Source organism: Chitinophaga sancti (assembly GCF_034424315.1).
Taxonomy (GTDB): Bacteria; Bacteroidota; Bacteroidia; order Chitinophagales; family Chitinophagaceae; genus Chitinophaga; species Chitinophaga sancti.
On record NZ_CP139972.1, the window covers coordinates 7,420,270 to 7,433,530 of the forward strand.

General features: G+C 47.4%; 8 protein-coding genes. 1 reads left to right on the plus strand and 7 read right to left on the minus strand.

All coding sequences use genetic code 11. From position 1 onward, the window contains the following. The first annotated feature begins 84 nt into the window (after nt 1-84). On the plus strand, nt 85-759 hold the full coding sequence (locus U0033_RS29275; RefSeq protein ID WP_072361957.1) for a histidine kinase: 675 nt from the start codon (nt 85-87) through the stop codon (nt 757-759). 82 nt (nt 760-841) lie between these two features. Here U0033_RS29275 and U0033_RS29280 read toward each other — a convergent pair whose 3' ends face one another. The 7 genes from U0033_RS29280 to nirB form a co-directional block, all read right to left on the minus strand. Further along, entirely contained in the window at nt 842-2,329 is a 1,488-nt protein-coding gene (locus U0033_RS29280; RefSeq protein ID WP_072361960.1) for a malate:quinone oxidoreductase, read from the minus strand. 271 nt (nt 2,330-2,600) lie between these two features. Continuing rightward, on the minus strand, nt 2,601-3,971 hold the full coding sequence (locus U0033_RS29285; protein ID WP_072361964.1) for a rubredoxin domain-containing protein: 1,371 nt from the start codon (nt 3,969-3,971) through the stop codon (nt 2,601-2,603). After that, entirely contained in the window at nt 3,965-7,453 is a 3,489-nt protein-coding gene (locus tag U0033_RS29290; RefSeq protein WP_072361967.1) for a nitrate reductase, read from the minus strand. The genes U0033_RS29285 and U0033_RS29290 overlap by 7 nt, the downstream gene beginning before the upstream one ends. Further along, on the minus strand, nt 7,414-8,712 hold the full coding sequence (locus tag U0033_RS29295) for an MFS transporter (RefSeq protein ID WP_072361970.1): 1,299 nt from the start codon (nt 8,710-8,712) through the stop codon (nt 7,414-7,416). Before U0033_RS29295 ends, U0033_RS29290 begins: the two co-directional genes overlap by 40 nt. 113 nt (nt 8,713-8,825) lie before the next feature. Beyond that, nucleotides 8,826-10,181 carry an alginate export family protein gene (locus U0033_RS29300; RefSeq protein ID WP_072361972.1) on the minus strand — a complete coding sequence of 452 codons (1,356 nt, stop codon included), beginning with the start codon at nt 10,179-10,181 and terminating at the stop codon, nt 8,826-8,828. Between the two features lie 74 nt (nt 10,182-10,255). Next, nucleotides 10,256-10,627: a nitrite reductase small subunit NirD gene (gene nirD, locus U0033_RS29305; protein ID WP_072361975.1), complete on the minus strand. Its 372-nt coding sequence runs from the start codon at nt 10,625-10,627 to the stop codon at nt 10,256-10,258. Continuing rightward, nucleotides 10,618-13,104 (minus strand): nitrite reductase large subunit NirB, encoded by a 2,487-nt coding sequence (gene nirB / locus U0033_RS29310; protein ID WP_072361978.1) that lies wholly within the window; start codon nt 13,102-13,104, stop codon nt 10,618-10,620. The genes nirD and nirB overlap by 10 nt, the downstream gene beginning before the upstream one ends. Nucleotides 13,105-13,261 lie beyond the last annotated feature (157 nt).

Here is a 13,261-nt window from a genome sequence, read left to right on the forward strand (position 1 = left end):
AACAGGCATTAAGTGTTAGTTTTACACTCTGGCATCATTGTTAAGCCGACGACCAACTTAGGAAGCCTGTAAACAGCGTAGTAAATGAAAACTTCTGTGTCAGTACAAAATTTCCTTGAGGACAACCGGCTTATTGAGGATATCTTTCATGAACTGAAATCTATTGTAGCGAGTATCCTATCCAGCGTAGAGCTGATAGCGTTATATGATGGAAAACAGGTTGAAGGGAGAATAACCCGTCAGACGGAGGCCATCAAATCGCAGGTGATCGAGCTGGACTTTCAGTTGCAAAATGTGCGTATAGTACAATATATGCTAAACAAGCGTTTTGCGTTTAATAGAAAGCAGACGAGCCTGCACTTGTTTTTGAATCAGTTAATCCGGGATGAACCGTATGATAAAGTTTTGCAGCCCGTCACTGAATTACCAGCTGTAAAGAAAGTGATTGACGCTTATATCGATGAGTTTGTGATCCGCCAGCTGGTATTGAATCTTTATTTCTGGATGAACCGGCATTCTACAAGTCATCAGTTACCTAAGCTCTTATTTAGTTTTGAAGAAAGCTATTTTGAGATCAGGGGGAATTTTTATGCGAATTATTTCAGGGATACTGATAATGAATTGCTCAACCAGCCGGTGTGTTATTTAATGTCTTATATGGCGGCCTTGCATGAGGGGAGTTTTGACCTGGTAATGGAGCCGGGGAAGAATGTGAATGTGGTGGTGAGGATACCGTATAAGGCGGGTGGGTTGAGATAGAAGATATTTAATGAAGTCTCTTAGAAACAATAAGATAAGGTTAAAACAAAGGGGGTATATCCATACCCCCTATTTTATTTTATCAGTCTTTTAGTTCGAGTACATTGTTAGCCCATGATCTCACCTGCGCCAGCATTTCAGGTTCATCCGCCAGTTTCTTACCATAAGACGGAATCATCTGCAACAGCTTATTCCTCCATGCCTCAGTGGCTAGCTCTTTCTTAAAGCACCTGTTCAGCAGTTCCAGCATAATAGAAACAGCGGTACTTGCACCAGGACTAGCACCCAGCAAAGCAGCAATACTTCCATCTGCTGCACTTACCACCTCAGTACCAAACTCCAGGATACCACCATGCTCAGGATCCTTCTTAATCACCTGCACACGCTGTCCTGCTACTTCCAGCTGCCAATCTTCCATCTTTGCTTCGGGCAGGAAATCCTGCAATGCCTGCAATCTTTCTTCCGGAGACTGACGTATCTGGTCGATCAGGTATTTAGTCAAAGGAAGGTTATCGAGACCAGCTGCCAGCATTGGACGGATATTATTGAACTTGATAGAGCGTGGCAGATCCAGCCATGAACCTTTTTTCAGGAACTTGGTAGAGAAACCGGCGTAAGGACCAAACAGCAATGCCTTCTTACCATCGATCACACGGGTATCGAGGTGAGGTACAGACATTGGTGGTGCACCTACTGACGCTTTACCATATACTTTTGCAGCATGTTTTTCTACGATTGCCTGGTTGTTACAAACCAGCCACTGACCACTTACAGGGAATCCACCGAAACCTTTACCTTCTTCAATGCCTGATTTTTCCAGCAGTGGGAGTGAACCACCACCTGCACCAATGAATACAAATTTCGCCTGTAGTGTTCTTTTTTTACCATTTTTCAGGTCCTTCACTTTCAGTTTCCACCTGCCATCTTCGTTCTGGTCCAGATCTTTCACTTCGTGTTCGAGGTGGAGGTGTACACCCGGCTGTCGCTGCAGGTATGCAATGAGTGAGCGGGTGAGGGCGCCAAAGTTGATGTCAGTACCAGCATCCATACGGGTAGCTGCTACTTTTTCGTTAGGGTCACGGCCTTCCATTACCAGGGGGATCCAGTTTTTGATCACCTCGGGGTCTTCTGAAAATTCCATGCCTTTGAAGAGATTATTAGCGGAAAGCGCCTGCTGGCGTTTTCTGAGGTATTCTACGTTTTTTTCTCCCCATACAAAGCTCATGTGAGGAACGCCTTGTATAAAGTTGCCCGGCGAGTTTACGCAACCTGCCTGTACGAGGAATGACCAGAACTCTTTTGAGATTTCAAAAGATTCGGCAATCTTAATCGCTTTTCCGATGTCGATAGATCCATCCTGCTTTTCAGGCGTGTAGTTCAACTCACAGAAGGCAGAGTGGCCTGTACCGGCATTATTCCAGGCATCCGAGCTTTCTCCGGCGATCACGTCCAGTCGTTCGAAGATTTCTATTGTCAGCTCCGGTTGTAATTCTTTCAGCAATACGCCTAGCGTTGCACTCATTATGCCCGCACCGATCAGTACGATGTCAGGCGCCGATTTAGGAGACATATTATTATTTTTACGCGATTTGCAGCGCAAAAATAATACTTAATGATCGGATTTTGTAGTGCATTTACCGTTTTTTGATCCTTTTTATAGGGGGAAGAGGATGAGAATGGTGTGGAAAGTAGTGGGAGAGGCTGTATTGTAATAATGCAAATGTATTGTTAAAGCCATGAGAGCATAAATGGAACTGGCCTGCGGCAGCATGCAAGATGGGCCATTGTTTGAGGAACTGAGTAAATTGGCCTTGCATGCCTGTATTTGGGAGGAGATGCTATTATGCCATTAATGTGGAATATGCGACCCTGGTAAAAGCGCCTGCAGGCTTATGGCAGAGCGGACACTGATAGTGGCTGGTTATTAGCTCAAATGGGGTATTGGGCATGATTTCCTGTTCAGGATCTCCGATCTGTTCATCATAAATACTCAGGCATGCAGGACACTGATGCACATATTTTTCTACAGGTGGTGCCGGTGCTGTATGCGCTGCAACATAGCCTGGCAGCGGATCGTCGGTATTGTGTCTTTCATAAAAGTATTTGCAGAGTGAGGTGATATACGGCCCCAGATGCTCTTTGGCTACACCTGAACGGTAATTGATCAGTGTACCGGAATTAGGATTGAAGTCCGGCGTATAGCTGATATCGTAGCGCAGCTGTCCTTTGAGCGCTGTCTTGTATTTCGCCTCCTGCTGTGTGATCACAATACCTCCAAAGCAATGATGCCCTACACTGAAGCAAAGCCCGTAAGTACGTACATCCGCACTATCAAAGTGCCTGATGATGTGGCGTTTGAGTACCAGAGCATCTTCATTGTTATCCGGAATCTGCCAGTTCAGTTCATTGGCCGCATGTCTTACATTGATACCATACTTCCCTAAAAGATAATCCCAGAGCGGGCGGTGCTCCTGTTCAATATTCCTGATGATCAGTGATTTCCAGGGTGTAGCATAGAGCTGCCCTGTCTTCGTTTCAAGGCAGATATGACAAAGTCCTTTCAAAAACGAAACAGGAAAGTATTCATTGCGGCGGTAAATGCCCAGCCAGTAATACTGGTCGTATTTATTAAAGCCTTCGTAGTAAGGCAGGTGAAAGTCTGGTAGTTTCAGGTCTTTCTCCACAGGCACGCCGGTAACAGGTTCGTTGTTCAGCAGCTGTGTTTCCAGCTGTTTGCTTAACTCACCAATATGATTGGTATACAATAATTCCGGCCAGGCAAAGAGCTGATTACTCTTAGGGTAGCGGATCACAAGGTGCCAGTAATTAGGCTGTGTGCCAGCTATCCAGTTCAGGTGCCCTGTAAAGAAAGGGGTGAAGCTGTTCCGGCTGTCACATACATTGATCTTGAGTTTGGGCTCCCAGTTCAGCATTTCGAAGACATCTTTATAGATCCCTTCAGACAACCAGCTGTTAGCAATGAAGATCCCGGTGGCAGGATATGAACTGATGATATTAGGTGTCGTGCTGACATGATCCCCGAATAATGGGGCTGTTTTGGCAGATACTTCGATGATCAGTTGTTGCCGCTGTCCAAAGCGGACATCAGAGATCTTTGCCGCTTCCGCAATCTCTAATATAGACAGGAGATAACCGGGAGAGATGATTCCCCCGGGGAAATTGATCTGTATGGTTTGCGTTTTCTTTAGCATGGTTGTAATACCTTTTCGAGGATCGCCTTTACTTCCGGTCTGCAGCTACCGCAGCCCGCACCTGCGCCAGTGGCCTGGCAAACAGTTTCCAGCGTATGCATTCCTTCTTTGATCTTTTCTTTTATATTGCCTTCGCCCACACTGCCACAGCTGCAAATGAGTTTTCCTATTACAGGTGTGGCTTTCTTGTTAGACCGCAACAAGGCTAATCGTTTCTCAGATAATTCAATCTTGTTGGCAATCAGGTCTCTGAACTCCAGGAATTCGGACTTGTCACCGATCAGGATAGCGCCAATGAGGCGGTCATTGTGAATGACACACTTTTTATAATAGCGTTTTGATTTGTCGATGAACACCACTTCTTCATAAGCAGGATCATTCGGTGTTTCTACTGTACCCATGGCGCAAAGATCTGTGCCATGCATCTTCAGGATGTTCATAAAGAGTGAACCCTGGTAATAAGTACTGATATCGCCGCTCAGAAATTTCGCTACCACAGCAGCCTGTTGCTCTGCAGCAGCAGTGATACCATAGAGCGTACCTTTGAACTCTGCGATTTCGCCGATAGCAAATACGTCAGGATCGCTGGTTTGCATATAATCATTGACGATCACGCCCCTGTTGCAGTTAAGCTGCGAAGCCTGTGCCAGCTCTATGTTTGGTGTAGTGCCTATGGACAACACCACTGCCTGGCAGGGCACATGACGACCACTTTTTAAGCGGATGCCATCTAAGTGCTGTATGCCGGTAAATCTTTCTATCTCATCATTGTACAAGATTTCAATACCTCTGTCAGTCAGTTCTTCGTACAATAACTGGCTACCTAATTTATCCAGTTGTGCAGACATGAGGCGGGAAGTACGTTGTAATACGCCTACTTCTATCCCGATCTCCCGCAGAGAGGCGGCGAGTTCTATACCCAGGAGCCCTCCACCCGCAATCATCACCTTTCCTTTGGCGGGATCTATATGTTTCATAAAAGCATCGGCATCCAGGCGGTTACGCATGGTGAACACACCGGGTAAGGGTGGCACTCCTTTGAGCATGGCAGCCCTGGAACCCATGGCCAGGATCAGGATATCGTACTGGTGCTCGTTGCCCAGGCTATCGGTGACTGTCTTGTTCCTGCGATCAATGTCTACAATGCTGATGCCCCTGAGCAGGTTGACATTTAAGGAAGCTTCTTCTTCATCCGTCATTTTTACTAATTGCTGCCATTGCTGGGTACCACTGATATAGTCAGGCAGCATCACCCTGTTATAGAAAGGAAAGTTCTCCTTGCTGAATACGGTGATATCATCAGTGGTATTGAGTGCGCGATAGGATTTTACAAATCCGCAGGCACCGGCTCCCGCACCAATGATGAGGATGCGCTGTGCAGGCTTTTGATAACGTTGTACCTGCACAGCACTGTATTTAAGGTCAGGTTGTTTTGAAATAGGATCTACCAGTGTATGCGTTAGGTTATTGGCCCTGTTCAGGTCACTGTTCAGGGTTTTGCCCCAGTGCATGGGCAGGAATACAACACCTTTTTTGATGTTGCTGCTGATCTGTACTTTCACACGTACGTTACCGTTATCATTGAAAACTTCTGCAATATCATCTGCTTTGATATCTCTTTCAGCAGCATCTTCAGGATGAATTTCCAGCAGTGGAGCAGGAATGTGTTGTTTGAGTTTACTCACTTTCCCAGTCTTACTCATGGTATGCCACTGATCGCGGATGCGGCCTGTGGTAAGTATGAGCGGGAGTTCCGGGTCAGGAGGTGTTGAATTATTTCCATCCGGGAAGGAATGGATCATTGCCTTACCGGTTTTGGTATAGAAGCTATGATCTGTGAAAAGGCGTGGTGTACCATAGTCCTTAGCTCCCTGTGGATAAGGCCATTGCACGCTACGTTTTTCCTGTAAGGTAGTATAGTTAAGACCACTTACATCTATGTTGGTACCAGCTGTGAGGCGGCAATGTTCGGCATAGATAGCGGCTGCATTTTCGTAGTCAAAGCCATGGAAGCCCATTTTGCGGGCAAAGCGACAGATGATTTCTGCATCAGGCAGTGCTTCGCCGGGGGGCGTGGTTAGTTTTTGCAGGTAACTGATACGACGTTCTGCATTGGTCATAGTACCTTCCTTTTCTGTCCAGGCAGCAGCAGGAAGTATGACATCTGCATATTGCAGGGTTTCAGGACGATTGGATATTTCCTGTACCACTACAAACTTTGCTTTCTTTAATGCAGCTTCTGCCAGGCGTGCATCAGGTAAGCTTACGAGGGGGTTTGTGCACATGATCCAGATGGCTTTCAGTTTACCATCGTTCAATGCAGTGAACATCTCTGTAGCGGTGAGACCGGGTTTTTCAGAAAGAGGAACACCGCCCCAGAATTCCTCTACTTCTTTACGATGTGCAGGATTGTCCAGAACACGATGTGCCGGCAATAGGTTGGATAAGCCGCCTACTTCGCGGCCCCCCATGGCATTGGGCTGACCTGTGAGTGAGAAGGGGCCTGCACCGGGTTTACCTATCTGCCCTGTGATAAGATTCAGATTGATCAGACTCAGGTTTTTACGCACACCTACTACGCTTTGATTGAGGCCCATGGTCCAGAGGGTCATGAAGCCTGAAGCGTTGCCAATCATGGTTGCTGCTTCGTAAATAGCTGCTGCTGGTATATCGCAGATATCCGCAGCACTGGCTATACTCCGTTCCATCACAATATCCCTGTATTGCTGAAACCCATCTGTATGATCGCGAATGAATGAGGGATCGACATGGCCCTGTTCTATCAGGATACGACCAATGGCGTGGTGTAATACAATGTCAGTACCCGGATGGATCTGCAAATGGAGATCTGCTGTAGCGCAACTTTGTGTAACACGGGGATCGCTGACGATGATCTTCAGATCAGGATTGGCAGCTTTAGCAGCTTCCACACGGCGCCAGAGAATGGGATGACACCATGCAGGATTGGCACCGGCCACGAATATACAGTCAGCGAGTTCAAGGTCATCGTAAGCGCCGGGTACACTGTCTTCGCCGAGCGCCAGCTTGTAAGCAGCAACAGCGCTGCTCATACAGAGCCGTGAATTGGTATCGATATTATTACTCCCGATGAATCCTTTGATGAGTTTATTAACTACATAGTATTCTTCGGTAAGGCATTGCCCGGATGCGTAGAAGGCTACAGCATCCGGGCCATATTGTTGAATGAGTTGTGTAAACACGGCAGCCGTGCGGTCCAGTGCCTGATCCCACGATACGCGTTGCCTGGGTAAGTGGCGGTTGTAGCGCATTTCAGGATAATGTAACCGGTCGCTGGTATCCATGACGGTATAGTGCAGGTTCATCCCTTTGGAGCAGAGCATGCCCCTGTTCACAGGATGATCTTTATCTCCTTCTACCTGGATTTTTCCCTGACGGTCCTGATGCACAACAATTCCGCATCCTACTCCGCAATAGCAACAGGTTGTTTTATATGCAGCCATGATTTCGCAGGTTTACTGATGAATCTTGTAAGCATCACAATGAGCGAGACAGCTATTACGATGTAGCCAATGTATGTGAAGGCTTGTATATAGGAGATAGATTCGGACTTAAACAGGAAGCCGAAGAGCATACCTCCCAGGTTGCCACCTGCGCCTACGATACCACTTACCAGTCCGATGTTTTTTTCATTGATGAAAGGTACGATGCCGTAAGTAGCGCCATTGGCCATTTTGAGAAAGAGCGCGAAGCTGAGCATTGAAATAATAGCGAGTGTAAGGTTTCCTGCCTGTGCGAAGAATAGCAAGCCTATTCCTTCCAGTAATAATACAATCGCCAGCAGACGGCCTTTTCCTTTCAGGCCAAAGCGTGCACCTACCTTATCAGAAACGATACCACCCATGGCACGGGCAAAGAGGTTCATGAATCCAAATACACCTGCCCAGAATCCTGCGCTGCCCTGGGATAAATGAAAGGTATCCACAAAGTGAAGTGAAGCCACATTATCGAAGGTGATCTCCATGCCAAAGCACATGGCATAAGCAAGTGTCAGTGCCCAGATGCGCCAGTCAGCAAGAATGGAATAATCAGTTTTGCTTTCACTGGCATGATGATTTATCTCATCGAAATTACCGTTCGGTGTATCTTTTGTAAAGCGGGCATACAGGAATGCTACGATCAGCATCATGATGCCGGGAATGATCATTGCGTACCGCCATGCTTCAGACTTCGTAAATCCAAAGCCTACTATTGTTGCGAAAATAACCGGCATCACCATGTTTGTCACCCCACCACCCAGGTTACCCCATCCACCGGTTACTGCATTGGCAGTGCCTTTGATATTTGCTGCAAACATCATGGAAGTATGATATTGTGTAACTACAAAGGAGGCACCTATCACGCTGATGGCTAAGCGAAAAAGGAGGAAGGTGGTATAATCCCTGCTCAGGCCTACAAGAAACACTGGTAGTGAACCAGCAATCAGCAAACGGATAGCCGTTCTGCGCGGACCCCATATATCACAGAGTTTACCTATGATAAGGCGGGCAAGGATGGTACCCGATACAGAGGCAATAATAATATTGCCTACCTGTGCCTTGGAGAGGCCCAGGTCTTCACGGATGGTTGGCATAAGCGGTGCAAGACCGAACCAGCCAAAGAAGCAAACAAAGAACATGAGCCATGTAATGTGAAAGGTGCGCATGTTAATGCTATTCAGAGAGAATAGCGGGAGAGTTGTGAGCTGGTTGTTTTGCGACATAGTGCAATGAGTTTTTTTTGGTTGAGTGATGGCATGGTGATACCGTAACCGAATAAACCGGTTAATTTTTCTTTTGATTCAATCTTATTTTTCGGAACGGCTTTCTTAATCTTTTACTTGAAAATGAAATCCGGTTTGATGATGATCATTAAGTAAGCCCAGTTACTATTGCTTTTGGCGTTTGCGACATTTTTAACGCCTGCGGATGTTAATGCATTTGTGCTCCAGAAATGGCTATAGCCGGCTTCGAAGCTCACTACTTTTGTAAGTGCAAGGTTGCCAACTATATCCAGCTCTTCCCCAAAGCGACGGGTGTCATACCCTGGAATTTCACTGCTGGCGAGGAATTCATGAATATCCCCGGTCAATGTCCATTTGGTATTTGGTTTGAACTTCGTTTTGAGATAGTAGTCCTGCAGGCCCCTGTTGCCAAACGGACTGCCTACATAGAAGTAGTCCATATAGCCCCAGTATTTATGTGGGGTACCATAAAGGAAGTCGAAGGCATTGCTGGTCTTGCCATCTGAAGAAGTACCTCCTGTTGCAAAGTCCAGACCCGTTCCTGCGCTGAAAGGTTTAGTTAGCTGGTACATGAAGTTTGCATTCAGGGTAGCTGCACTCAGTTTCAGACCGGTAGCACCATGTCCGAACTGGTAGTAGCCGGAGGCTGATACCGTCCACCTGTCGAAGGTGTTGGTGTAAAACAGCCCGGTGGTCAAACGGGTCTGTGTAGCCTGTTCGTATACTTTTGTCGCTACCCCATTCACCGTATCTGTGTGATACCTGGAAAACTGGTCAGCGAAGAAGAGGAAGGACATATTTCCTTTCTTAAATTTCTTGCCGGCATAGAGGAATTCCATGCCTTTGTACATGGTACCTGCATTGGTGGTAGCGGTATAGTTGCCCGGAGGGGTTTCATTATAGATCGTACCGCTTGTGTTTTCCTTGTTCTGGTTAAAGCCGCCTCCCAGGTGTAACTGGAAAGGACCTGTTTCATACTTCAGGATAGCAGCATCATGGCGGCGACCTTGTTGCAGCCAGTCCAGGTTACCTAATAACCGCATATCGTCATAGGCGATTTCCTGTCTGCCGACTTTCAGGTTCAGTATTTTGTTTTTGTACACGGTGTCCAGCAGCATGACTTCTGCCCAGGCTTCGTGTACCATCAGGCCATTGAGGTCCTGTGTTGTCGTTCTGTTAATCATAGATACATCCTGGCCCCATACTCTTACGTCCTGGATAGTAGCGCCCAGTTTAAAACGGTAACCGGTGAACCCTGCCATGAGGCGGGTACGCTGAGATGTAAATACGGCGGGATTCGATCCCTGTGGAAGCGGAGCTCCCTGTCCATCACGATACTCAGTACGGGTTCTCAATTGTGCCCCGATAGAAAATTGCGCATCTGCGTTGAGGTAGGAGATGGCGCTTAGTAAAATGGAGAATGCTCCGGCGCGGAACAGTAGCTTCATAAATCCTGGTTGAGTGGTGTTAGTTACAATTGTTTCACTGTAGTCATTCAGTACATGACAGGTACAATCGTAATTTACATGATCGCTACCGGATTATATACTCCTATATATACTTTATTTTCAATCACTTTCACCGGGTAAGTAGTGATGCTGCATTCATGTTCATCGGTAAGGCAGCGTCCGTCTTTCAGTGAAAAGGTCTTTTTATGGAAGGGGCAGGCCACTTTGGGCTCTCCTTCCTGGGTGCCTGTCATGCCTCGGCTCAGGGCCATTTGCTGGCGGTGTGGGCAAAGGTTCTGGGTGGCATACCATTCGTTTCTGCGGGCAAAGTAGAACAGGGCTATCTGTTCATCGCCCAGTTTTACACATACGCCACCATTAGCAGGCACGTCGGTGGTGTGGCAGGCAAGTACCCAATCTTTCTGTGTGTCTGTAGTTACTTCCATTCGGCAGCTTTTTTTTGTTCTCTGAGATGATCGAATTTTATAGTCGGATCTTTTTCGCCAGGGGCGTTTACGAAGTGATTAAATCGTTTGCGCAGTTCAGGATTGTCAACTACTTCTTTCCATTCGCATTTATACCTGTCTACGAGTGATTGCATTTCTGCTTCCAGTTGACCAGCAATACCCAGACTATCGTTCACCACTACATTACGGAGGTAAGTGATGCCGCCATCCAGTTTGTTGAGCCAGGTAGCAGTACGGGTGAGCGGATCAGCGGTTTTGATATAGAACATCAGGAAGCGGTCTATATAGCGGATGCAGGTTTCACTATCCAGGTCCGAAGCGAGGAGGATAGCGTGCTGTGGCTTGGAACCGCCATTACCACCTACATACAGGTTCCAGCCTTTTTCGGTGGCGATGATGCCGAAGTCTTTGCTCTGGGCTTCTGCACATTCACGGATACAACCTGATACGGCAGACTTGATCTTGTGAGGTGCCCGCAAACCACGGTAACGTTCTTCGATCTGAATGGCAAAGCTTACACTGTCGTGCAGGCCAAAACGGCACCAGGTAGAGCCTACACAACTCTTCACGGTGCGGAGTGCTTTACCATAGGCATGGCCGCTTTCGAAGCCCGCAGCGATTAACTCTTCCCAGATGGAAGGCAGATCGCTGAGGTGAGCTCCGAAAAGGTCTATACGCTGACCACCTGTTATTTTGGTGTAGAGATTGTATTTAAGGGCCACCTGTGCGATGACCAGTAATCTGGCAGGGGTGATTTCGCCACCGGGAATGCGGGGTACTACGGAATAGGTACCACCTTTCTGGATATTGGCGAGGAAGCGGTCGTTGGAATCCTGTACGGTGTCATTGCCTTTGTCGAGAATGAGTTCATTCCAGAGGCTGGCGAGGATGGAGGCGACTACAGGTTTGCAGGTTTCGCAGCCATCGCCGTGACCGTAGGTATCCAGTACTTCGTCGAAAGTGTAGAGCTGCTTTACTTTGATCAGGTCATATAATTCCTGGCGGGAATAATGGAAGTGTTCACAGAGCACATTGCGGATGTATTTGCCCTGTGCTTTCATGGTAGAGGTGATCAGGTCTTTGACCATGGGTACACAACCTCCGCAGCAGGTGCCGGCTTTAGTACATTTCTTAACATCATTGAGGCTTTCATGACCAGCTTCCACTGCCTGGCAGATGGCGGCTTTGGTCACGCTTTCGCAGCTACAGATGATGGCATCGTCCGGCAAACCTAATACGCCAGGGCCGGCTTCAGTAGCACCGCCGCGTGCGCCGAGCAGTACATCTTCGGGATTGGGTGGCAGTACAACTTTGTTTTTGGCGGTTTGCAGGAGCATGTTATAGGCTTCTGCTTCGCCAACGAGGATACCACCTATTAATGTTTTACCATCGTCGGAGACATTGATACGTTTGTAAATGCCTTTCATGGTGTCTTCATATACAATAGGACGGCCGGTGAAAGGATCGCCGAAGCTGGCAACGTCTACGCCGATGAGTTTGAGTTTGGTGCTCATGTCGTAGCCGGTAAAAGATTTGTGGCCACCGGTAAGGTTGGTGGCTACAACTTCGGCCATTTCGTAACCGGGGGCTACCAGGCCATAGACCATACCATTATGCAGGGCACATTCACCGATTGCAAAGATGGCAGGGTCGGTGGTTTGCAACTGGTCGCCTACTACGATTCCTCCCCTGTGGCCGGTATCCAGTCCGCAGAGTTTTGCGAGTTCATCCCTGGGTTTGATCCCAGCGGAGATCACCAGCATATCTGCTTCAAGAATGGAATCGTCGGCAAACTGTAATCCTGTGATGGTGTCTTCACCTAATATAATAGAGGTGTTCTTATTAGTATGGATTTCGAGGCCCAGTTGGTTGAGTTTGGACTGAAGGATGCGGGAACCTGCATCATCAATCTGGCGGGGCATGAGCCGGGGTGCAAATTCGATGACGTGGGTATCCGGAATACCGAGGTCCAGCATGGCTTTGGCAGCTTCCAGGCCCAGGAGGCCTCCGCCTATAACTACGCCGCGTTTTGCTTTGGGCGCAAAGTCGCGCATGAGTTCCAGGTCTTCGATGGTGCGGTAAATGAATACGCCTTTTTTGTCAACCCCTGGAATGGGGGGAACAAAAGCGGCTGAACCTGTGGCGAATATGAGATAATCATAAGATTCGTTGATACCTTTGTAGGAATGCACGGTCTTATTTTCACGGTCGATTTGTTGAACAGGATCTCCCAGGTGCAGGCGGATATTATTATCGCTGTACCAGGAGGAGGGGGCGAGCAGGAGATCATCTGCCGTTTTGCCGGCAAAAAACTCGCTTAGATGCACCCGGTCGTAGGCGGGGCGGGGCTCTTCGCCAAATATCGTGATCTGAGGTGGTGTTGAGTGTGTCTTTGAGAGGAATTTCTCACAAAACTTGTAGCTCACCATTCCGTTGCCAATGATTACTATTTTCATGGTTGATAAGAAGCAGAAGGTTATTTATTATGAAATAGTTAATATGATAACTTTTTCGGTACTGACTATTAAAATAATTCCGTTATCTGTGATTTATGTCATGAAAATAAGAAGAATGAATGTATTTTTATAGTGATTGTTATGATTTATATCACAT